The 22642-nt window shown below is 68.7% G+C and carries 20 protein-coding genes and 1 pseudogene; 19 read left to right on the top strand and 2 right to left on the bottom strand.

The window, feature by feature from the left end:
- Positions 1 to 10 precede the first annotated feature (10 nt).
- The 6 genes and pseudogenes from BKN37_RS00635 to BKN37_RS00610 all read left to right on the top strand — a co-directional run bounded on the left by BKN37_RS00635 (position 11) and on the right by BKN37_RS00610 (position 6088).
- A complete protein-coding gene (locus BKN37_RS00635; protein ID WP_071019883.1) occupies positions 11 to 1225 on the top strand; it encodes a cytochrome P450 in 1215 nt (404 codons plus the stop codon).
- Between the two features lies 1 nt (position 1226).
- Complete coding sequence (locus BKN37_RS00630) at positions 1227 to 2195, top strand: zinc-binding dehydrogenase (RefSeq protein WP_071019610.1); 969 nt, start codon at positions 1227 to 1229, stop codon at positions 2193 to 2195.
- Positions 2192 to 2944 (top strand): HpcH/HpaI aldolase family protein, encoded by a 753-nt coding sequence (locus tag BKN37_RS00625; RefSeq protein WP_071019606.1) that lies wholly within the window; start codon positions 2192 to 2194, stop codon positions 2942 to 2944. The genes BKN37_RS00630 and BKN37_RS00625 overlap by 4 nt, the downstream gene beginning before the upstream one ends.
- Positions 2941 to 3681, top strand: coding sequence for an SDR family NAD(P)-dependent oxidoreductase (locus BKN37_RS00620; RefSeq protein WP_083341499.1), 741 nt, complete (start codon positions 2941 to 2943; stop codon positions 3679 to 3681). The genes BKN37_RS00625 and BKN37_RS00620 overlap by 4 nt, the downstream gene beginning before the upstream one ends.
- Positions 3663 to 5186 (top strand): flavin-containing monooxygenase, encoded by a 1524-nt coding sequence (locus BKN37_RS00615; protein WP_071019595.1) that lies wholly within the window; start codon positions 3663 to 3665, stop codon positions 5184 to 5186. The genes BKN37_RS00620 and BKN37_RS00615 overlap by 19 nt, the downstream gene beginning before the upstream one ends.
- A gap of 2 nt (positions 5187 to 5188) precedes the next feature.
- Positions 5189 to 6088: pseudogene (locus tag BKN37_RS00610) on the top strand (alpha/beta hydrolase).
- Here BKN37_RS00610 and BKN37_RS00605 read toward each other — a convergent pair.
- Entirely contained in the window at positions 6085 to 7191 is a 1107-nt protein-coding gene (locus BKN37_RS00605) for an alcohol dehydrogenase catalytic domain-containing protein (protein ID WP_071019879.1), read from the bottom strand. The pseudogene BKN37_RS00610 and the gene BKN37_RS00605 sit on opposite strands and share 4 nt — an antisense overlap.
- Positions 7192 to 7205: 14 nt before the next feature.
- Here BKN37_RS00605 and BKN37_RS00600 point away from each other — a divergent pair, with 14 nt between their 5' ends.
- Together BKN37_RS00600 and BKN37_RS00595 are read left to right on the top strand one after the other, a co-directional pair.
- Positions 7206 to 7697 (top strand): acyl-CoA thioesterase, encoded by a 492-nt coding sequence (locus tag BKN37_RS00600; protein ID WP_071019591.1) that lies wholly within the window; start codon positions 7206 to 7208, stop codon positions 7695 to 7697.
- Positions 7698 to 7729: 32 nt separating this feature from the next.
- The gene (locus BKN37_RS00595; protein ID WP_071019876.1) at positions 7730 to 8170 is read left to right on the top strand and encodes an SRPBCC family protein; all 441 of its coding nucleotides are present in this window, start codon (positions 7730 to 7732) and stop codon (positions 8168 to 8170) included.
- A 128-nt stretch (positions 8171 to 8298) separates the two neighbouring features.
- Here the strand turns inward: BKN37_RS00595 and BKN37_RS00590 are convergent, their stop codons facing one another.
- Positions 8299 to 9033 (bottom strand): GntR family transcriptional regulator, encoded by a 735-nt coding sequence (locus BKN37_RS00590; protein WP_083341494.1) that lies wholly within the window; start codon positions 9031 to 9033, stop codon positions 8299 to 8301.
- Positions 9034 to 9103: 70 nt separating this feature from the next.
- Here BKN37_RS00590 and fadD5 point away from each other — a divergent pair, with 70 nt between their 5' ends.
- The 11 genes from fadD5 (at position 9104) to BKN37_RS00535 (ending at position 22586) form a co-directional block, all read left to right on the top strand.
- Entirely contained in the window at positions 9104 to 10738 is a 1635-nt protein-coding gene (gene fadD5 / locus BKN37_RS00585) for a fatty-acid--CoA ligase FadD5 (protein WP_071019584.1), read from the top strand.
- 296 nt (positions 10739 to 11034) lie between these two features.
- Positions 11035 to 11772 carry an MlaE family ABC transporter permease gene (locus BKN37_RS00580; RefSeq protein WP_095406957.1) on the top strand — a complete coding sequence of 246 codons (738 nt, stop codon included), beginning with the start codon at positions 11035 to 11037 and terminating at the stop codon, positions 11770 to 11772.
- A gap of 1 nt (position 11773) precedes the next feature.
- Positions 11774 to 12643 (top strand): ABC transporter permease, encoded by an 870-nt coding sequence (locus BKN37_RS00575; RefSeq protein ID WP_071019576.1) that lies wholly within the window; start codon positions 11774 to 11776, stop codon positions 12641 to 12643.
- A gap of 7 nt (positions 12644 to 12650) precedes the next feature.
- Positions 12651 to 13976 carry an MCE family protein gene (locus BKN37_RS00570; protein ID WP_071019572.1) on the top strand — a complete coding sequence of 442 codons (1326 nt, stop codon included), beginning with the start codon at positions 12651 to 12653 and terminating at the stop codon, positions 13974 to 13976.
- A complete protein-coding gene (locus BKN37_RS00565) occupies positions 13973 to 15013 on the top strand; it encodes a virulence factor Mce family protein (RefSeq protein ID WP_071019568.1) in 1041 nt (346 codons plus the stop codon). Before BKN37_RS00570 ends, BKN37_RS00565 begins: the two co-directional genes overlap by 4 nt.
- Positions 15010 to 16581: an MCE family protein gene (locus tag BKN37_RS00560; protein ID WP_071019565.1), complete on the top strand. Its 1572-nt coding sequence runs from the start codon at positions 15010 to 15012 to the stop codon at positions 16579 to 16581. The genes BKN37_RS00565 and BKN37_RS00560 overlap by 4 nt, the downstream gene beginning before the upstream one ends.
- A 3-nt stretch (positions 16582 to 16584) precedes the next feature.
- A complete protein-coding gene (locus BKN37_RS00555) occupies positions 16585 to 18195 on the top strand; it encodes a virulence factor Mce family protein (RefSeq protein ID WP_071019561.1) in 1611 nt (536 codons plus the stop codon).
- Between the two features lie 38 nt (positions 18196 to 18233).
- Positions 18234 to 19343: a virulence factor Mce family protein gene (locus BKN37_RS00550; RefSeq protein ID WP_083341498.1), complete on the top strand. Its 1110-nt coding sequence runs from the start codon at positions 18234 to 18236 to the stop codon at positions 19341 to 19343.
- Positions 19344 to 19345: 2 nt separating this feature from the next.
- On the top strand, positions 19346 to 20962 hold the full coding sequence (locus BKN37_RS00545) for a virulence factor Mce family protein (RefSeq protein ID WP_071019869.1): 1617 nt from the start codon (positions 19346 to 19348) through the stop codon (positions 20960 to 20962).
- Positions 20932 to 21621, top strand: coding sequence for a flagellar basal body-associated FliL family protein (locus BKN37_RS00540; RefSeq protein WP_071019553.1), 690 nt, complete (start codon positions 20932 to 20934; stop codon positions 21619 to 21621). The genes BKN37_RS00545 and BKN37_RS00540 overlap by 31 nt, the downstream gene beginning before the upstream one ends.
- Positions 21618 to 22586: an RDD family protein gene (locus BKN37_RS00535; protein ID WP_083341493.1), complete on the top strand. Its 969-nt coding sequence runs from the start codon at positions 21618 to 21620 to the stop codon at positions 22584 to 22586. The genes BKN37_RS00540 and BKN37_RS00535 overlap by 4 nt, the downstream gene beginning before the upstream one ends.
- Positions 22587 to 22642: the final 56 nt, after the last annotated feature.

The following is a 22642-nucleotide window of genomic DNA, read 5'->3' as shown; positions in this document are numbered from 1 at the left end:
CGAGGTGGTGATGCCGGATTTCGCCTACGACCCGTTCGACGCCGCGGTGATGGCGAATCCGTTGCCGTACTACCGGATTCTGCGGGATCGGCACCCGGTGTACTACCTGCCGCAGTGGGACACCTTCGCCATCTCCCGGTTCGACGACATCTGGCGGGTATTGCAGGTCGCCGACGGTACCTTCGTCGCCTCGGAGGGCACCCTGCCCGCCGCGACCGTGTTGGCGTCCCACAACGACGGCCCGGTGGCCGATCCGCCGCTGCACCCGATGCCGTTTCACGCCGTGTTCGACGCGCCGGTCCTCGACGGGCTGCGGCGCGCCCACACCCAACCGCTGCGGCCTAGGCCGGTCGCCGCGCTGCAGGCGCGGATCCGGCAGCTGGCCAACGAGCGCCTCGACGCGTTGCTGCCGCGCAAGACGTTTGACCTGACCCACGACTACGGCGGCATCGTGGTGGCCACCATCGTGTGTGAGCTGCTCGGCATCCCCGCCGAGCGCGCCGCGGACGTGTTGGCCGCGGTCAATGCCGGCAGCCTCGCCGAGCCGGGCTCGGGCGTGGACACCGCCGACGCCCGACCCAACTACCTGGAATTCCTGATTCCGGCCGTGCAACGCCGGCGCGCGAACCCCGGCGACGGCGAACTGCCGGTGATCGACGGGCTTTTCGACTACCGGCTGCCCGACGGCAGCGCCCTCGACGACGCCGAGGTGGCCACCCAGATGCTGGGCATCTTCATCGGCGGCACCGAAACCGTCCCCAAGATCGTGGCCCACGGGCTGTGGGAGCTGCTGCGCCGACCCGAGCAGCTGGCGGCGGTGCGCGCCGACCTGGACACCAATGTGGCCATCGCGCGCGAAGAGATCACCCGCTACTGCGCTCCGGCGCAATGGTTCGCCCGCACCGCACGCAAACCATTCACCCTGCACGGCACCACGATCCGGCCCGGGCAGCGGATCATCGCGCTGATCGCCTCGGCCAACCGCGACGAACGGGAGTACCCCGACCCCGACGAGTTCATCTGGGACCGCAAAATCCAGCGGTCGTTGGTGTTCGGCCGCGGTCAGCACTTCTGCATCGGCTATCACCTGGCCCGTCTGGAAGTGGCCGTGCTGCTGCAGGAGTGGCTGCGGCGGGTGCCGGACTACACCATCCGCGCCGACGCCGCCTCCCGGCCACCGTCGAGCTTCCAGTGGGGCTACAACACCATCCCGGTGGAGGTGTGAGATGTGGTCCTACCGGGTGGTGGCCCCCTACCAGTTCGAGCGAACCACGCTGACCGACACCACCGCCGACCAGCTGCAGGACCGGCAGGTGCTGCTGCGGTTCCTCGCCGCCGGGGTCTGCGGCAGTGACCTGCCGGCGTTTCGCGGGGTGCGGGGCCGGCTGCCCGGCGACACCGGCACCAGCGGCGCCGAGAAAAACGGCTACCCGATCCACGAAGTGGTGGGCGAGGTGATCGCCAGCCGGCACCCCGATCACCGGCCCGGAGATCGGGTGGTGGGCTGGGCCTCCGGCTTCGACGGTCTGATGGAGCGGGTGGTGACCGACGGGGACCAGGTGGCGCCGGTACCTCCGGCGATCCCGCCGGGGCAAGCGGTCGGGCTGCAGCCGCTGGCGTGCGTGCTCTACGCCCTCGAGCAGCTAGGCGACCTGACCGGCCGGCAGGTCGCGATCCTGGGTCAGGGCTCGATCGGGCTGTTGTTCGCCTACGCGGCCAAAGCGGCGGGCGCCGCACACATCACCGGTGTCGACCCGGTCGATCGCCGCGGGGTGGCGGCGCGGTTCGGCGTCGACACCGCGGTGCGCGCCACCAGCGACCGCTGGGTCAGCCACCTCGCCCCCGCCGACCGCCCCGACATCGTCATCGAAGCGGTCGGCCACCAGGTGGCCACGCTGGGCCACGCCGTGGCGGCGGCGGCCCCCGGCGGCACCATCTTCTACTTCGGTGTCCCCGACGACGACAGCTATCCGATCAGCATGCGCACCATGCTGCGCAACAACCTGACCCTGAAGTCGGGGGTGACGCTGCAGCGGCGGCGGGTCCTGGAGCTGGCCGTCCGGTTCGCCGCGCAGCATTCCGAGCTGCTCGGGGCGTACCTGACACACACATTCGGGATTGCCGACGTGCCGGCCGCGTTCGAGCTGGCGTGTCGGCCCGCCCCCGACCGGATCAAGATCGCGATCGTCGCGTGAGGTCGGCGCTGCGGGATGCGTTGGGTCGCCGAAGCCCGGTCTGGGGCGGCTGGATCACCGGACCCACGCCGTCGGGCCCCGAGGAATTCGCCGCCGCCGGTTACGATTACGTGGGCTTCGACGCCCAACACAGCTACCTCGACGACGCCGATATCGCCGCCATGCTGCGGCAGCTGCAACACCTGCCGATCGCGACGGCGGTGCGGCTGCCCTCGGCGGCGCCCGCCCCGATCGGCCGCGTGCTCGACGCCGGGGCCGACGCGGTGATCATCGCCATGATCGAATCCGCCGACCAGGCCGCGGCCGCGGTGGCCGCCACCCGCTATCCGCCGTCGGGCGTGCGCAGCTTCGGTCCGCTGCGGGCCAGCCTCGGGCGGGACACCGCGGTGCTGGAGTCCCGGGTCGACGTGTTCGCGATGATCGAAACCGCCGCGGCGCTGCGCGATATCGACCGGATCTGCGCGGTGCCCGGACTGTCCGGGATCTACGTCGGCCCCGCCGACCTGGCGATCTCGATGGGCGTGGACGTCGCCGCGGCCACCACCCACGCCGAGCTGCGCGACGCCATCACCGCCATCCACCGCGTCGCGTCCGGTGCCGGGCTCATCACCGGAATCCACGCCGGCAGCGGCACGGTCGGCCAGGCGATGGCGCAGCTGGGCTATCAGGTGATCACCCTGGCCGCCGAATCCCAAGCGCTGCGCCGCGGCGCCGCCGACCATCTCACCGAGGCAAGGGGAGAACACTGAACGCCACCGCCGACCGCCGCGTCGCCCTGGTGACCGGAGCCGCCCGCGGCCAGGGCTGGGCCATCGTGCGGCGGCTGCGCGCCGACGGCTACGCGGTCGCCGCCTGCGACGTCAACGGCGCCGACCTCGACGCCGCCGTCGACGGATTGGCCGACGACGCGGTGATCGCGGTGCCACTGGACGTCACCGCCCCGTCCCAATGGGAGCACGCCGTCACCCGGGTGGTGGACCGGTTCGGCGGATTGACCGCGCTGGTCAACAACGCCGGCGTGCTGCACCGGGCGTCGATCGCCGACGAAACGGTCGCCGGTTTCGAAAACGCGTGGCGGGTCAACTGTTTGGGCGCCTTCCTGGGGATTCGCGCCTGCCTGGAGCCGTTGCGGCGCGCCGACGGCGCGGCCGTGGTCAACACCTGCAGCACCGGCGCGATCCGGCCGTTCCCGCAGCACAGCGCCTACGGATCGTCGAAGTGGGCGCTGCGCGGGCTGACCCAGACCGTGGCCGCCGAACTCGCCCCGACCGGGATCCGGGTCAACGCGGTATTCCCCGGCCCGATCGCCACCCCGATGCTCGACGACACCACCCAGCAGCGGCTGGCCGCCGTCGCCCCCGCGGGGCGGCTGGGCCGACCGACCGAAGTCGCCGACGCGGTCGCGTTTCTGGTGTCCCCGCAGTCGTCCTTCATCACCGGGGCCGAACTCGTCGTCGACGGTGGGCAATGCCTGCAGATCCGATGAAACACGCGCGGCCCAACCCGTCGGTGGGCATCATCGGCGCCGGGCCGGGCGGGCTGGCGTTGGGAATCCTGCTGGCGCGCGCCGGGTTTGACGACTTCACCATCTTCGACCGCGAGGACGGGGTGGGCGGCACCTGGCGGATCAACACCTATCCCGGGCTGGCGTGCGACGTCAAATCGCATCTGTACTCCTACTCGTTCGACCTGAACCCGCACTGGTCGCGGCTGTGGTCCGGGCAAGCCGAGATCCTGGACTACTTCGAACGCTGCGCCGACGACCACGGGCTGCGGCCGCATCTGCGGCTGCGCACCGAGATTCGCGCCGCACGCTGGGAGGCGGGCACCCACCAGTGGTGTGTGACCACCAGCGGCGGCGCCGAGCACCGGTTCGACATCCTGGTCTCGGCGGTCGGCCTGTTCACCCAGCCCGTGCTGCCGGATCTGGTGCACGAGGAGCCGTTCACCGGAACCGTGATGCATTCGGCACGTTGGGATCATTCGGTTCGGCTCGACGGCGCGCGGGTCGCGGTGCTCGGCACCGGCTCCACCGCCGCGCAGCTGGTGCCCGAACTGGTCAAAACCGCCGACAAGGTCTACTCGGTGCAGCGCTCACCGACCTGGATCCTGCCCAAACCCGACCGGCACTACAGCCAGCGGGAGCGCTGGGTGTTCGCCCATATTCCGTTGGCCAAACGGCTGTACCGGACCCGGCTGTGGCTGCGCAGCGAGGCCAACATCGCGGTGATCGAGCACGGCAGCGACAAAACCCGGGAATTCACCGCCGTCGCGCGCCGGCTGCTGGAGACGACGGTGGCCGACCCGGAGCTGCGTCGTAAGCTGACCCCGCAGCACCCGCTGGGCTGCAAGCGGCTGGTGTTCTCCTCGGACTACCTGCCCGCGTTGACCCAACCCAATGTCGAAGTGGTGAGCAGCCCGGCGCGGGCGCTGCGCGGCCGGTCGCTGGTGACCGCCGATGGTGTCGAACGCGACGTCGACATCGTGGTGTGCGCCACCGGCTATGCCGCCGCCGACTACCTCGGCCAGATCGAAGTGACCGGCGAACACGGCACGGCGCTGCGCGAGGTGTGGCGCGACGGGGCGCACGCCTATCTGGGGATGACGGTGCCCGGCTTCCCGAACTTCTTCATGCTGTACGGACCGAACACCAACGTCGGCTCCAACAGCGTGATCTTCGTGCTGGAAGCCCAAGCCCGCTACATCGTGCGGGCCGTGAAATACCTGCGGCGCCATCGCAAGACCTACGTCGCGGTGCGGCCCGCCGCGATGGCCCGGTTTTTGGCCAGCATCGACCGGTGGATGCAAGGCACGGTGTGGACGACCCGGTGCAGCAACTACTTCCGGGCGGCCAACGGGCGGGTGGTCACCCAATGGCCGCGCAGCGCGCGGGCCTTTTGGGCGATGACCCGCCGATTCCGGCCCGCCGACTTCACCTTCGACCCGGCCGCGGTACCCCAAACCCGGGCGCCGTCGGTCGGGCACCGGTAGTCATGCTGGATCCCGAACTGCGCGCGGTGGCGGCGCCGTCGAGCCCGCTGACGGCGCAGACGCTCGGGCCGACCCGGGTGTCGCTGAACCAGCGGCGCCGCACCGCCGCCGAGCGCACCGACACCACGGGCGTGACGATCCAGCCCGGCGACGCGGCCGGGGTCCCGGTGCGGATCTACCGCGGCGGCCCCGCACCGGGCCCGGCCCTCGTCTACTGCCACGCCGGCGCGTTCGTGTTGGGCAACCTCGACACCGATCACCGGCAGTGCGTGGAACTGGCCCGGCGCGGACGCTGCACGGTGGTGTCGGTCGACTACCGGCTCGCGCCGGAACACCCCTACCCGGCCGCGCTGTAGGACGCGCTGACCGTGCTGGGCTGGGTGACCGACACCGCGGCCACCCTGGGCGTCGACCCCACCCGGGTGGGCGTGGCCGGCAGCAGCGCCGGCGCCGCGCTGGCGGCCGGGCTGGCGCACCGCGCCGCCGACGGGGCGGCGCCGCCGGTGGTGGTCCAACTACTGCACCAACCGGTGCTCGACGACCGGCAAACCGAGTCCAAGGCCCGATTTCGGGACGCCCCAGCGTTCGACGGGACGGCCGCCGAGCTGATGTGGCGGCACTACCTGGGCGGTGCGCCGCCGTCGGCGCCAGCCGCCCCGGGCCGCCGGGAGTCGCTGGCCGGTGCGCCGGCGGCGTTCATCAGCTGCTCGGAGATCGACCCGTTGCGCGACGAGGCGGTGGACTACGCGCGGCGGCTGCTGGCCGCCGGGGTCTCCACCGAACTGCACGTGTTTGCCGGCACCTGCCACGGATTCGACTCGCTGCTGCCGGATTGGGCGGTGTCCGAGCAGCTGTTCGCGCTGCAGGGGCACGCGCTGCGGCGGGCGTTTGCGTTGCGCTAGAAGGTGATCAGCTGGCGCACCGCGGTGCCGTCGGCGAGGCGGTCCATCGCCGCGTTGATGTCGTCCAACCCGATGGTGGTGGACACCAGCGACTCCACCGGCAGCCGGCCGGACCGCCACAACGCCACGAAGCGGGGGATGTCACGGGCGGGCACCGCCGACCCCAGGTAGCTGCCGATCAACGACCGGCCTTCGGCGACAAACCCCAACGGCGCCACACTGATCCGCGCCTCCGGCGGCGGCAGGCCCACGGTGATGGTGCGGCCGCCGGGCGCGGTGAGCGCGATCGCGGTCTGCAGCGCGGCGGGATGGCCGGCCGCCTCGATCACCACCGCGGCCTTGACGCCGGCGTCGGCCGCCTGCTGCGGGGTGTAGGCCTCGTGCACCCCCAGACCGGTTGCGGTCGCCAGTTTCTCGGGCAACTGGTCCACGGTGATGACCCGCACGTCGTCGTGGGCCAGCGCGGTCAGCGCCGCGGCCATCCCGACACCGCCCAGCCCCACCACGACCACGGTCTGGCCCGGCCGCGGGTGCCCCACATTGAGCACCGCCCCGCCGCCGGTGAGCACCGCGCAACCCAGCAGCGCGGCCGCGGCCGGCGGGACCTCCGCCGGCACGGCCACCACGCTGGCGCGGTGCACCACGGCGTGGGTGGCGAACCCGGACACCCCGAGGTGGTGGTACACCGGCTGACCGCGGCGGCTGAGCCGAATCCCGCCGCCCAGCAAGGTGCCGGCGCCGTTGGCCGCACTGCCGGGTTCGCACGGCGTCAACCCCTCGGTGGCGCAGGCCGGGCAGTGCCCGCAGCGCGGCAAAAACGTCATCACCACCCGTTGCCCGACGGTCAGGTCCCCGACGGCGGCACCGACCCGTTCGACGATCCCGGCGGCTTCATGACCCAGCAGCATCGGCACCGGGCGCACCCGGTTGCCGTCCACCACCGACAGGTCGGAGTGGCAGAGGCCGGCGGCCTCGATCCGGACCAGCAACTCGTCCGGGCCCGGCGGCGCCAACTCCAGATCCTCGACCCGCAGCGGCCGGGACTGGGCGTAGGGCCGGGGCAACCCGATTCGCTCCAGCACCGCGCCCCGGATTCCGGTCATGTTGGAATACAACCATGACAGACAGCCGCGGGCGGACGGAGCCGTCGGTTCCCGCCGGGTCCGAGCAGCTCACCAGCCACGACTTTCCGGTGCTGTGGCCGGTACTGACCCGGTGGGCCGACAACGACATGTTCGGCCACCTCAACAACGCGGTCTACTACCAACTGTTCGACACCGCGATCAACGGCTGGATCAACACCAGCATCGACCTGGATCCGCTGGCCACGCCGTCGCTGGGCATCGTCGCCGAATCCGGGTGCCGGTATTTTTCCGAACTGCGGTTTCCCGAGCGCCTGGTGGTGGGGCTGGCGGTGACCCGGCTCGGGCGCAGCAGCGTGACCTACCGGCTCGGCGTGTTCCGGGCCGGCGAGGAACTCGATGCCGGTGAACCCCAGGCCATCACCGCGCTCGGGCACTGGGTGCACGTCTACGTCGACCGCGCCACCCGGCGGCCGGTCCCGATCGCCGACCCGATCCGGGAGCTGCTGGCCACCGCGTGCGTGTAGGGCCGCCCGGGCCCGTCGATATGCTGGCGCGCATGCCAATCGTGAGCAAGACCGTGGAGGTCGCCGCCGACGCGGCGTCGATCATGGCCATCGTGGCCGACTTCGAGGCGTATCCCCAGTGGAACGAGGAAATCAAGGGCCTGTGGATCCTCGCCCGCTACGACGACGGCCGGCCCAGCCAGGTCCGCCTGGACGCTTCGGTGTCCGGCTTCGAGGGCAGCTACATCCAGGCGGTGTACTACCCCAGCGCCACCCAGATCCAGACCGTCATGCAGCAAGGCGACCTGTTCAGTAAGCAGGAGCAGCTGTTTTCGGTGGTGGAGATGGGTGCGTCCACCCTGTTGACGGTCGACATGGATGTGGACACCCAGATGCCGGTGCCCAAGCCGATGGTCAAGAGCATGATCAACAACGCGCTGGACCACCTGGCCAACAACCTCAAGCAGCGCGCCGAACAGCTGGCCGCCAGCTAGCGCGAGCAGCTATCCGGCGGCTTCACCCCACGGTGGGGGATGAAAATTGCGCCGACTGTGCGGTTTCATACGCTTTTCGGCGACGGGGCGTATGAATCCGCACAGTCACGAAAGGTCTGCGAGGCGGGTTAGCGCCAGATGCCGCTGCGCTCCAGCTTGGCGGTCAGCCGCTGGGCGCCGTCGCTGAACTGCCAGCCGACGTGCTCGGCCACCGCCGCGGCGTCGCGGGCCCGCAGCGCCGCGATCAGCCCGCGGTGGTTATCGACCGCGGCCGCACCCCAATCCGGGTCGGCGGCGTACACCAACGCCGGCATGTAGCGGGCGGCGTGCAACAAAAACCAGGCCAACTTGATCCGGCCGCTGGCCAGGTTGAACACCCGGTGGAAGGAAAACTCGATCCCGGCGATCGCCTCGGTGTCGGTGGACCCGACGGCCGCGGCCAGCAGGTCGGTGAGCCGGTCCAGTTCATCGATGTCGGCGTCGGTGATGCGCTCGGTGGCGGTGACGGCCAGCTCCCGGGCGATCGTGGCCTGCAACCAAAAGATGTCGGCGATGTCTTGACGGGTCAGCGGCAACACCACATGGCCGCGATGCGGTTCTAGCTGCACCATGCCCTCGCCGCGCAGCTTGAGCAGCGCCTCGCGCACCGGCGTCACGCTGACCCCGAGCTGCGCCGCGGTCTCGTCGAGCCGGATGAACGTCCCCGGCCGCAGCGACCCGGACATGATGGCCGCCCGCAGGTGTCCGGCGACTTCGTCGGACAGTTGTGAGCGGCGCACCGTGGGCGGGACCCCGGGTGCGGCCGTGGGCGGGACGCCGGTCGGATCGGGACCCTGGACTTGTCTTCGCGCTGCCAACGCCATAGTGTGACCCAGGCAACACGAAATTTGATCAAATATCAACTTGCCCTAAATCACGAAGGGACATGCAGCGTTGACCGCCCAGTTAATTGGCCAGCAGACCTCCACCGAGCAGCCCTACCGTGCGCGACGGCAGAACTGGATTAACCAACTCGAACGGCACGCACTGATGCAGCCCGACCGGCCGGCGCTGAGGTTTCTGGGCAACACCGTGACGTGGGCCGAACTGCGCCGCCGGGTGGTGGCGCTGGCCGGTGCCCTCAGCCGTCGCGGAGTGGGTTTCGGGGACCGGGTGATGGTGCTGATGCTCAACCGCACCGAGTTCGTCGAATCGGTGCTGGCCGCCAACATGATCGGCGCCATCGCGGTCCCGGTGAACTTCCGGTTGACACCACCGGAGATCGCGTTCCTGGTCGGCGACTGCGAGGCGCGGATCATGATCACCGAGTCGGTGCTGGCGCCGGTGGCGACCGGGGTGCGTGAGATCGCGCCGCTGCTCAGCGAGGTGGTGGTGGCCGGCGGCGACACCCAGGACGGCCTGCAGGGCTACGAGGACTTGATCACCGAGGAGCCGGATCCCGGTGCCTCGCTGGAGCTGCCCGACATCCCCAACGATTCGCCGGCGCTGATCATGTACACGTCGGGAACCACCGGGCGGCCCAAGGGCGCGGTGCTCACCCACACCAACCTCACCGGGCAGACGATGACGGCGTTGTACACCAGCGGCGCCGACATCAACAACGACGTCGGTTTCATCGGTGTCCCGTTCTTCCACATCGCCGGGGTCGGCAACCTGTTGACCGGGATGTGGCTGGGCACCCCGACCGTGATCCATCCGCTCGGCGCGTTCGACCCCGGACAGTTGCTCGATGTGCTGGCCGCCGAGAAAGTCACCGGCATCTTCTTGGTGCCCGCGCAGTGGCAGGCGGTATGCGCTGCCCAGCAGGCCAATCCGCGCGACGTGCGGCTGCGGGTGATGTCCTGGGGCGCCGCCCCGGCCTCCGACACCTTGCTGCGCCAGATGTCGGAGACGTTCCCGGGCACCCAGATTCTCGCCGCGTTCGGTCAGACCGAGATGTCGCCGGTCACCTGCATGCTGCTCGGCGACGACGCGATCAGAAAACGTGGCTCGGTCGGCAAGGTGATCCCCACCGTGGTCGCGCGGGTGGTCGACGAGAACATGAACGACGTGCCCGTCGGCGAGGTGGGGGAAATCGTCTACCGCGCACCGACGTTGATGAGCGGCTACTGGAACAACCCGGGGGCCACCGCGGAGGCGTTCGCCGGCGGCTGGTTCCATTCCGGTGACCTGGTCCGGATGGACGCCGACGGCTATGTGTGGGTGGTGGACCGCAAGAAGGACATGATCATCTCCGGCGGGGAGAACATCTACTGCGCCGAGGTGGAGAACGTCTTGGCCAGTCACCCCAGCATCGTCGAGGTCGCCGTGATCGGTCGGTCCGACGAGAAATGGGGCGAGGTGCCGATCGCGGTCGCGGCCGTCGCCACCGACGATGCGCAACGCCCGCTGCGCATCGAGGACCTCGACGATTTCCTCACCGAGCGACTGGCCCGCTACAAGCACCCCAAGGGGCTGGAAATCGTTGACGCGCTCCCGCGCAACCCCGCGGGCAAGGTGCTCAAGACCGAACTGCGGGTCCGCTACGGCGGCACCAGCGCGCCCCGGGGGCCGTCCGAAACCGGTTAAGCGTCAAGGGATCTTACCCGCCCCACATCAAGTTGACATAACGAATTTTCCCAATCTGGCCTGGAAAAAAGGGCATGATTACGAGGTGACCTGCACAAAGGACACAATCGTGCGGATGCGGTGCATACCCGGTTAGCCATCGGGTATGGTCCTGTGGTCTCTCTTACTACCGGAGAGTAGCGAGGTGGCCGTCACAGACGGATCTGGCAAGGAGGAGGGGTGCGACAGCGGTGACGGCGCCGGCAAGGACGGGCCTCTTCGATTACGTCCGAGATCAGCTAGGGCCCCCGCTGACTATGGTCGGCGGGTTCTTTCGAATGTGCGTGCTGACCGGCAAAGCCCTTTTTATGCCGCCCTTTCAGTGGCGCGAATTCATTTTGATGAGCTGGTTCGTGATGCGGGTGGCGATCATGCCGACCATCGCGGTCTCGATCCCGTTGACCGTGCTGCTGATCTTCACGCTGAACATCCTGCTCGCACAAATCGGCGCCTCCGACATTTCCGGGTCGGGCGCGGCCATCGGCGCGGTCACCCAGCTCGGACCGCTGACCACCGTGCTGGTGGTCGCCGGCGCCGGGTCGACCGCCATCTGTGCTGACCTAGGGGCCCGCACCATTCGCGAGGAAATCGACGCGATGGAGGTGCTGGGCATCGACCCCATCCACCGGCTGGTGGTACCGCGGGTGCTGGCCGCGACCCTGGTCGCGACCCTGCTGAACGCGCTGGTGATCACCGTGGGTCTGGTCGGCGGCTTCATCTTCGGCGTCTACCTGCAAAACGTGTCGGGCGGTGCGTATCTGTCCACCCTGACCCTGATTACCGGTCTGCCCGAAGTCGTGATCGCGACGGTCAAGGCGGCGACGTTCGGTCTGATCGCCGGCCTGGTCGGCTGCTATCGCGGGTTGACGACGCGGGGTGGCTCCAAGGGGTTGGGCACCGCGGTCAACGAAACCGTGGTGCTGTGCGTGATCGCGTTGTTCGCGGTGAACGTGGTGCTGACCACCATCGGTGTGCGATTCGGAACGGGGCGCTGACATGTCGACCGCCGCTGTCCTTCGCGCCCGCTTCCCGCGGATCGCCGCCAATGTCGACCGCTACCCCGGCATGCTGGGGCGGGCGCTGGAGCGCATCGGGAAGCTGGCCTGGTTCTCGGTCGTCAGCGTCGGCCAGATCGGGTGGGCACTGCGCCGCTACCGCAAAGAAATGCTGCGGCTGATCGCCGAGATCGGGATGGGCACCGGCGCCATGGCCGTCGTCGGCGGCACCGTGGCGATCATCGGTTTCACCACGCTGGCCGGCGCCTCACTGGTCGCCATCCAGGGCTTCGCGTCGCTGGGCTATATCGGGATCGACGTGTTCACCGGATTTTTCGCCGCGCTGATCAACGTGCGCCTCGCCGGCCCGGTGGTCACCGGGATCGCGCTGGCCGCCACCGTCGGCGCCGGGGCCACCGCTGAGCTCGGCGCCATGCGGATCAGCGAGGAGATCGACGCGCTGGAGGTGATGGGCATCAAGTCGATCGCGTTCCTGACCTCCACCCGGGTGGTCGCCGGGCTGGTGGTGATCGTCCCGCTGTACGCGATGGCGATGCTGATGTCGTTTGTGTCCCCGCAGCTGGTCACCACGCTGATCTACGGCCAACCATCGGGTACCTACGACCACTACTTCCGGACATTCCTGCGTCCCGACGACGTGTTCTGGTCGTTCGCCGAGGTCATCATGATCGCGGTGGTGGTGATGGTCACGCACTGCTACTACGGCTACACCGCCAGCGGCGGGCCGGTCGGCGTCGGCGAGGCCGTCGGCCGCTCGATGCGGCTGTCCCTGGTCTCGGTGAATGTTGTTGTCCTACTGGCCGAGTTGGCGCTGTACGGCACCAACGCCAACTTCAACCTCACGATGTGAGCGCGCCATGACCACTCCCGCGAAGGTAAACAAGATCTCCAACCCGCCGTACAAGGTGGCGGCGGTGGTGTTGGTGGCGCTGTTGGCCGTCATCGTCGCCCTGGTCTATGTGCAGTTCCGGGGCGGGTTCACCCCCGAGTACCGGCTGACCATGATCGCCAACCGGGCCGGGTTGGTGATGGATCCCGGTGCCCCGGTGACCTACAACGGCGTGCAGATCGGCCGGGTCGCCAGCATTTCGGAGGTGCAGCGGGAGGGCAAGCCGGCGGCCCAATTCGCGCTGGACGTCAAACCCCGCTACATCAAACTGATTCCGCAGAACGTGGTGGCCAACATCGCGGCCACCACGGTGTTCGGCAACAAGTATGTGGCGTTGACCTCCCCGAAAAAGGAGGAGGACGGGGAAGAACCCAGCGCCAAACGGATCAGCTCCAAGGATGTGATCGACGCGCGGTCGGTCACCACCGAGTTCAACACCTTGTTCCAGACGATCATGCAGATTTCGGAGAAGGTGGACCCGGTCAAACTGAACCTGACGCTCAGCGCGGCCGCTGACGCGTTGACCGGGTTGGGCGACAAGTTCGGTGCTTCGCTGGTTAACGCCAACAACATCCTCGACAACGTCAACCCGCGGATGGACCAGGCCCGCCACGACATCCGGCAGCTGTCCGCGTTGGCGGATGTCTACGCCGACGCCTCACCGGATTTGTGGGACGCGTTGAACAACGCGGTCACCGCGGCGCACACCCTGCACGAGCACGAGGCCGATCTGGACGCCGCGTTGCTGTCGGCGGCCGGTTTCGGCAACACCGGCGAGGACATCTTCAACCGCGGCGGTCCGTACCTGGTGCGTGGCACCGCCGACCTGGTGCCCACCACCGAGCTGCTCGACACCTACAGCCCCGAGTACTTCTGCATGCTGCGCAACCACCACGACGCCGCACCGAAGGTCTTCGCCGCATTCGGTGGTGACAACCACTACTCGCTGAAAACCGAGACCGGGCTGCTGTCGGGGGCGGGACTGCTGCTGAACCCCATGGTCATTCCGCTCGTCGCGGGAACGCTGGGACAGGGGGCGCTGTTCGGGTTGGTCGGCGGGGCGCAGAACCCGTATGTCTACCCGGACAACTTGGGGCGGGTGAACGCGCACGGCGGCCCGGCCGGCGCGCCGGGATGCTGGCAGCCGATCACCCGTGACCTGTGGCCGGCACCGACCCTGGTCGTGGACGACGGCGCCAGCATCGCGCCGTACAACCACCTTGAGGTCGGGTCGCCCTGGGCCATCGAGTACGTCTGGGGTCGCCAAGTCGGGGAGAACACGATCAACCCATGAAAATCACCGGTACCGCTGTCAGGCTCGGCATCATCTCGGTGGTGCTGTTGATGTTCACCGCGTTGATCATCGTGGTGTTCGGTCAGATGCGCTTCGGTCGGACCAACAGCTACTCCGCGGAGTTCAGCAACGCCAGCGGGTTGCGGCAGGGACAGTTCGTGCGGGCCTCCGGGGTCGAGATCGGCAAGGTCAAGCGGCTCAAGCTGGTTGACGGCGGCCGGCGGGTGCGGGTCGATTTCGACGTCGACCGGTCCCTGCCGCTGTTTGAGTCGACGACCGCGCAGATCCGCTACGCCGACCTGATCGGCAACCGCTACGTGGAACTCAAGCGCGGTGAGGGGGAAGGCTCCGATCGGCGACTCCCGCCGGGCGGATTCATCCCGCTGTCGCGCACCGAGCCCGCCCTGGACCTCGACGCGTTGATCGGCGGTTTCAAACCCGTGTTTCGGGCGCTGGACCCGGAGAAGGTGAACACCATCGCGTCGTCGATCGTGACGGTCTTTCAGGGGCAGGGCGGCACCATCAACGACATCCTCGACCAGACCGCACAGCTGACCGCGCACATCGCCGAACGCGACCAGGCGATCGGCGAGGTCGTCAAGAACCTCAACATCGTGCTGGACACCACGGTGCGGCATCGCAAGGAATTCGACCAAACCGTCAACAACTTCGAGGTGCTGATCACCGGGCTGAAGAACAAGGCCGATCCGCTGGCCGCCGGCACCGCGCATATCAGCGACGCGGCCGGCACGCTGGCGGCGCTGCTGGCCGACAACCGCGCGCTGCTGCACGACAGCGTCAACTACGCCGAGGCGCTGAACGGTCCACTGATCCAGGATCTTCCCGACCTGAACCGCAAGATCGAAGAGTTTCCGGTCAACATGAACAAGATTGGGCGCTCGGGCGGCCTCTACGGTGACTTCTTCAACTTCTATCTGTGCGACATCTCGCTGAGGTTGAACGGCCTGCAACCCGGTGGCCCCGTTCGCACTGTGCGGCTCACGCAGCAGCCGACGGGTAGGTGCACGCCGCAATGAGGACACTGGAGCCGCCCAACCGGCGTCGTATTGGGCTGATGGGCATCATCGTGGTGCTGCTGATGGTCGGGGTGGGCCAAAGCCTCACCAGCGTGCCGATGCTGTTCGCCCGGCCGAGCTATTACGGGCAGTTCGCCAACACCGGCGGGCTGCACAAGGGCGACAAGGTCCGCATCGCCGGCATGGACATCGGCAAGGTGGAAGACATCGCCATCGCGGGCGACCACGTGGTGATGAAGTTCTCCGTCGGCGACACCACCATCGGCAACGAGAGCCGACTGGCGATCCGGACCGATACCATCCTGGGCCGCAAGGTGCTTGAGGTCGAGCCGCGCGGCGCGCAGCAGTTGCGTCCGGGCTCGACCCTGCCGCTGGGGCAAAGCACCACCCCGTACCAGATCTACGACGCGTTCCTGGACGTCACCAAGGCCACCGACGAGTCGAGCGGCTGGAACGTCCAGACCGTCAAGGACTCGCTCAACGTGTTGTCGCAGACCGTCGACGAGACCTATCCGCACCTGAGCGCGGCGTTGGACGGGGTGGCCAAATTCTCCGACACCATCGGCAAACGCGACGAGCAGATCAAACATCTGCTGGCCCAAGCCAATCAGGTGGCCAGCGTACTGGGGGATCGCAGCCAACAGGTCAACGCGTTGCTGGTCAACGCGCAGACGCTGCTGGCCGCGTTCAACCAACGCAGCCGCGCCATCGACGCGCTGCTGGCGAACGTCTCCGCGGTGTCGGCGCAGGTGCAGGGCTTCATCAACGACAACCCCAACCTCAACCATGTGCTTGAGCAGCTGCGCACCCTCACCGACATGCTGGTGGAGCGCAAGGGCGACCTCGCCGAATCGTTCATCCGGGCCGCAAAATTCGCCGGCGCGTTGAACGAGGCGATCGCCTCCGGGCCGTACTTCAAGGTGATGATCGTCAACCTGCTGCCGTATCAAATCCTGCAGCCGTGGGTGGATGCGGCCTTCAAGAAGCGCGGCATCGATCCCGAGGAGTTCTGGCGTAACGCCGGGTTGCCGTCGTTCCGGTTCCCCGACCCCAACGGCACCCGGTTCCCGAACGGGGCACCGCCCGCGGCGCCGCCGGTGTTGGAGGGTACCCCCGAGCATCCGGGGCCGGCGGTGCCACCGGGATCGCCGTGCTCCTACACGCCTGCGGCCGGTGCGTTGCCGACCCCCGGCATTCCACTGCCGTGTGCGCTGACCGAACATCTCCCGTTCGGCGCCCCGCCCTCGGGCGGCTACGGGGCACCCGATGTGCTGTCGCTGCCGCCGAACCCCGACGCCACGCCGGGACCGGGCATCACGATCTCCGGGCTGCCCGGTGAGACACCCCCGATGGTTCCCGGCGTCCCGGTGCCGCAGCCGGAGGGCCCACCGGGTGCCCGGACCGAACCGGTCGCCCCGGTGGCCGGCCCCGGCCCGGCCAACCCCGGGGCGGCACCGCCGCCGGGCCCGTTGCCGCCCGGCCCACCGGCACCGCCGGGACCCGGCCCGCAGATCTCCGGCGGCGAGCTGTGCATGAATGTGTTGTTCTGTCCCGGGCAAGGGGGCTAACGGATGTCGACCCTCTTCGACTTGCGCAACCTGCAGATGCCGCGGCTGACCCGCACCTCGGTGATCCTCGGCATCGTGGCGGTGGTGGTGGCATTGGTCGCCGGCATCGTCGGCTGGCAGCTGTACCGCAAGCTGACCACCAACACGGTGATCGCCTATTTCACCGAGGCCAACGGGATCTACCCGGGGGACCGGGTGGAGATCATGGGGGTGCCGGTGGGCGCGATCGACAAGATCGAACCGGCCGGCGATCAGATGAAGGTGACGTTCCACTACGCCAACAAGTACAAGGTTCCCAAAGACGCCCGCGCGGTGATCGTCAACCCGACCCTGGTGGCCTCGCGCAACATCCAGTTGGAGCCGCCCTACACGGGTGGGCCGGCGCTGCAAGACAGCGCGGTGATCCCGGTGCAGCGCACCCAGGTGCCGGTGGAGTGGGACCAGCTGCGTAACGACCTCACCCGCATCATCAAAGACCTCGGCCCCACCAAGGAGCAGCCCAAGGGCCCGTTCGGCGACGTCATCGAGTCCTTCGCCGACGGTTTGGCCGGCAAGGGCGACCAGATCAACACCACCCTCAACAGCCTGGCGACGTCGCTGACCGCGCTGGGCGAGGGACGCGGCGACTTCTTTGCGGTGGTGCGCAGTTTGGCGTTGTTCGTCAACGCGCTGCACGAAAACGACCGGCAGTTCGTCGCGTTGAACAAGGACCTGGCGCAGCTGACCGGGAACCTCACCAACTCCGACCAGGAACTGGCCGACGCCATCCAACAGGTCGACAAGCTGCTGCCGACGCTGCGGACGTTCCTCGACCAGAACGGGCCGGTGCTGACCCACGACATCAACAACCTGTCCGAGGTGACCACCGCGCTGGTGCAACCCGACGCGTTGGACGGTATCGAGACCGTCTTGCACGTGTTGCCGGCGCTGCAGTCCAACCTCAACGGCATCTACCACCCGGCCAACGGCGGTGTCACCCAGATCCCGGCGCTGAACATGTTCGCCAATCCGTTGTCGTTCATCTGCAGCGCCATCCAGGCCGGCAGCCGGCTCGGTTACCAGGAGTCAGCCGAGTTGTGTGCGCAATACCTGGCACCGATCATGGACGCCATCAAATTCAACTACCTGCCCTTTGGGCTGAACCCGTTCCAGCCGGCCGCCGTGCTGCCCAAGCAGGTTTCCTACAGCGAGGAACGGCTGCGGCCACCGCCCGGGTACAAGGACACCACCGTGCCCGGGATCTTCGCCAAAGACACCCCGACGTCGCACGGCAACCACAACTCCGAAGGCTGGATCGTGGCTCCCGGAATGCAGAACACCCAGGTTGGCGGCTTCACCGCGGCCATGCTGACCCCGGAGTCGCTGGCCGAGCTGCTGGGCGGGCCGAACATCGTGCCGCCACCGGATGGGCAGACCCCGCCCGGGGCGCCCAACGACTACGACGAGCAGAATCCCTTGCCGCCGCCCTGGTACCCGCAGCCCGGTCCGCCGCCGGCCCCGGGGCCGGGCGTGGTGCCGGGTCCGCCGCCGCCCAACCTCGTCATCCCGGGCACCGGGCCCGCCCAATCACCGCTCGCCGCTGAGGCGCCCGCACCGCCGGGGGCGGGACAGTGAGCGCGCTGAGCGCGGTGCGGCGCCGCCTGTGGCAGGGCATGGTGCTGTCGGTCGGCGCCGTGCTGCTGAGTTCGTGCGCCTGGCATGGCATCGCCAACGTGCCGTTGCCGGGCGGGCCGGGCTCGGGGGCCGGCTCCTACACCGTCTACGCGCAGATGCCGGACACGCTGGCCCTCAACGGCAACAGCAAGGTGATGGTTGCCGACGTGGTCGTCGGCACGGTGCACAAGATCGAGCTGAAAAACTGGGTCGCCACGCTCACCCTGCGGCTGAACAAGGATGTGCGGCTGCCGAAGAACGCCACCGCGAAGATCGGGCAAACCAGCATCCTGGGCTCCCAGCATGTGGAGTTGGCACCGCCGGCGGACCCGTCGCCGCAACGGTTGAAGAACGGCGACACCATCCCGCTGGCGCATTCGTCGGCGTACCCGAACGTCGAGCGGACGCTGGCCAGCGTCGCGCTGATCTTGCGCGGCGGCGGGGTACCGAACCTGGAAGTGCTGTCCAACGAGGTCACCAACATTTTCAGTGGTCGCAAAGACCAGATCCACGACTTCTTGGGCAAGCTCGACACGTTCACCGCGCAGCTGAACGAGCAGCGCGACGACATCACCCGCGCCATCGATTCCACCAATCGGCTGTTGGCGTACGCCGCTGGCCGGTCGGAGACCCTGGACCGGGTGCTGACCGAATTCCCGCCGCTGATCAAGCACTTCGCCGATAAGCAGGACCTGTTCATCAACGCGGTCGACGCGGTGGGCCGGTTCAGCGGCGTGGCCGATGAGACGTTGTCGGCGTCCCGGGCCAATCTGCATCAGAACCTGCAGATGCTGCAGCGCCCGCTCAAACAGATCAGCCGCGGGGCGCCGTACATCAACGGTGCGCTGGATCTGATGGCGACCACGCCGTTCGAACTCAACGGCATCAAGTACGCGATCCGGGGCGACTACATCAACGTGTCGCTGATGCTGGACACCACGTTGAGCATGGTCGACAACGGGATCCTGACCGGCACCGGCTTCTCGGGGGCATTGCGGGCGCTCGAGCAGTCGTGGGGCCGCGACCCCAACACGATGATTCCCGACATCCGGTTCACCCCGAACCCGCTCGACGCACCGGGCGGCCCGCTTGTGGAAAGGGGTGAGTGAGCGTGCTGACCCCGTTCATCAAGCGGCAGCTGATTTTGTTCACCGTGGTGACGACGATCGCGCTGGTCGCACTCGGCTGGTACTACCTGCGAATCCCCTCGCTGGTGGGTATCGGCCAGTACACGCTGACGGCCGACCTGCCCTCGTCCGGCGGGCTGTACGCGACCTCCAACGTGACGTATCGGGGCACCACCATCGGCAAGGTGACGAGCGTCGAGCCAACCGAAGCGGGTGCGCGGGCCACGATGAGCATCGCCAGCAAGTACAAGATCCCGATCGACGCGTCGGCGAACGTGCACTCAGTGTCGGCGGTTGGTGAGCAGTATCTGGACCTGGTGTCCAAGGGCAATCCGCCGCAGCACTTCCGGCCCGGGCAGACCATCCCCCAAAAATTCGCAGACGGGCGCCCCCGCAACACGGTGCCGTCCCCGATCGGGCCGGCCTTGGATACCGCCAACCGCGGGTTGGCGGCGCTGCCGGCGGACAAGATCGGCGGGCTGCTCGACGAAACCGCCCAAGCGGTCGGCGGGTTGGGTCCGTCGCTGCAGCGGTTGGTCGACTCCACCCAGGCGATCGTCGGTGACTTCAACACCAACATCACCGATATCGACGACATCATCGCCAACTCCGGTCCGATCTTGGACAGCCAGGCCGAGTCCGGCGACGCGATCCAGCGCTGGGCCGCGAACCTGAACACGCTCGCGTCGCAGGCCGCCGCCCAAGACCCGGCCGTGCGGCGGATCCTGCCGCAGGCGGCGGCGTCGGCGGACCAGGTCGCCGGGGTGCTCGGCGGTTTGCGCGAGTCGCTGCCGCAGACGCTGGCCAACCTCGAGATCTTCTTCGATATGTTCAAGCGCTACCACGGCTACCTCGAGGGCATCCTGGTGGCGCTGCCGCAGGAGGCGTCGGCGGCGCAGACGGCCACCCTCCCGTTCGAGTCGGAGCACCGGGCGCTGCTGCCACTGGGGCTCACGATCAACCAACCGCCGCCCTGTATGACCGGGTTCTTGCCGGCGTCGGAGTGGCGGTCCCCCGCCGACACCAGCCTGCAGCCGCTGGTGGACGGGCTGTACTGCAAGATCCCCAAGGACGCCCAGAACGTGGTGCGCGGCGCGCGGAACATCCCGTGTGCCGATGTGCCGGGCAAGACGGCGGCCACCCCGAAGGAATGCCGTAGTGACAAGCCGTACGTGCCGCTGGGCACCAACCCGTGGTACGGCGACCCGAACCAGATCCGCAACTGCCCGGCGCCGGGCGCGCGCTGCGATCAGCCGGTCGACCCCGGCCGGGTGATCCCGGCGCCATCGATCAACAACGGGATGAACCCGGCCCCGGCCGACAAACTGCCGCCGCCGGTGCGGCTGCCCGACGGGACGATGTCGCCCGGCGGGACCCCGCCGCCGGTCAGCGACCCGCTGACGCGGCCGGGCACCGGGACGGTCGAGTGCAACGGCCAGCAACCTAACCCGTGTGTATACACTCCGGGTGCGGCGCCCTCAGCGATCTACAGTCCGTCCAGTGGACAGCTGATTGGGCCCGACGGCGTCAGATACACCGTCGATAACTCGAGCAACACAGGAGACGACGGATGGAAGGAGATGCTGGCACCGGTCAGCTGAACCACCCCGAACCTGACGCCACGTCGTCGCCCACGGATGAAATGGACCAGACCAGCACGGCGGCTGCTTCGCCAGAAGCGGCCGCCGGAACCGACCAGACCAGCACCGAACCCGCCGCTGACCTGCCGGAGGCTGACGCCGCCGGTGGCGATGCGGTAGTCCGGGGTCCGTCGCGACTGCGGGGCCGCTGGCTGATCGGCATCGCCGCGGTGCTGATCGTGCTCGCCGGCGTGCTGGGTGCGGGTGGTTACCTGGCGCTGCGTTTCCACCGCGACAGCCAAGCCACCGCACGGGCCGACGGGGCCGCCATCGCCGCGGCCAAGGACTGCATGACCGCACTGAACGCACCCGATCCGGCGGCGATGCAGGCCAGCCAGCGCAAGATTATCGAGTGCGCCACCGGTGCCTTCGAGGCACAAGCCCCGATGCTGAGCAGCCTGCTCGCCGACGCCTACGCCCAGGCGGATGTCCACGTGCAACTGCTGGACCTGCGGGCGGCGGTGGAACGCAACAACGACGACGGGTCCATTGACGTGTTGACGGTGCTGCGGCTCATCGTGTCGAGCACCGGCAAGGAAGTGAGCTATCGGCTGCGGGTGACGATGGCACCGGTGGACGGCGATTACAAGGTGGCCAAGGTCGACCAGGTGGCGCAGTGACCGCAGCGCTGGCGGACGCGCCGACCACCGAGAGCACCGCAGCGGCCGGCGGGAAGTCCGCCGCGCGCTGGCCCGCGCGGGCCGGCGCATTCGTCGTCGACGTGCTACCCGCCACCGGTGTGGTCGCCTCGGCGGCGCTGGCCGCGTTGACCCTGCCGCCGTACGGACTGTGGTGGTGGATCTGCGTCTGGGTCGGCGGCGTAGCGATGCTGGCGATTCCGGTCAACCGGGTGATCCTGCCGTCGGTCACCGGGTGGAGCCTGGGCCGCGCGGCCTTTGGTGTGCAGGTGGTGCGCCGCGGCGGCGACCCGGCGGGCCCGGTGCGGCTCGCGGTGCGCGACCTCGCGCACCTGCTGGACACGCTCGCGCTGCTGCTCGGCTGGTTCTGGCCGCTGTGGGATCCGCCCCACCGCACCTTCGCCGACATGCTGCTGGGCACCGAAGCCCGCGCGGTGCGGTGTCCCGCGCCCCCGCGAGCCGTGCAGCGGCGGGTGGTGGCGCTGGTCAGCGCCGCCGCCGTGCTGTGCGCCGCGCTGGGTGCGCTGAGCTTTTTCGTCGTCTACCAGCGGGACCGCGCAAACGACCAGGCCCGCACCCAGTTGAGCGAGCAGGGGCCCAGAATCGTCGCCGAACTGCTGACTTACGACACCAAGACGCTGACGGAGGACTTCGCCCACGCGCAATCGTTGACCACCGACAACTACCGCGGTCAACTCATCGAGGTGCAGCAGACGGTGCAGAAGGGGGCGGTACCGCACGCGTACTGGATTCCCGACAGCGCGGTGCTGGCGGTGGCGCCGCGTCACGGAACCATGCTGATGTTTTTGCGGGGCCAAGCCGGTGACCCGCCCCAGATCCGGCCGATCACCGCGACCCTGCGGGTGCAGTTCGCGAAACCCGCCGACCGTTGGCTCGTCGATGACCTGGCCTTCGTCCCGCCGCCGCAGCCGCAGGGGCATCGATGAGCCCGCGGCGCAAGATCGAACTCGGCGAGCCCGGCCTGCTGGTCGCACCGCCGCCC

It is taken from the genome of Mycobacterium talmoniae (assembly GCF_001854525.1).
Lineage (GTDB): Bacteria > Actinomycetota > Actinomycetes > Mycobacteriales > Mycobacteriaceae > Mycobacterium > Mycobacterium talmoniae.
This window is presented reverse-complemented; position numbering and strand designations above follow the sequence as displayed.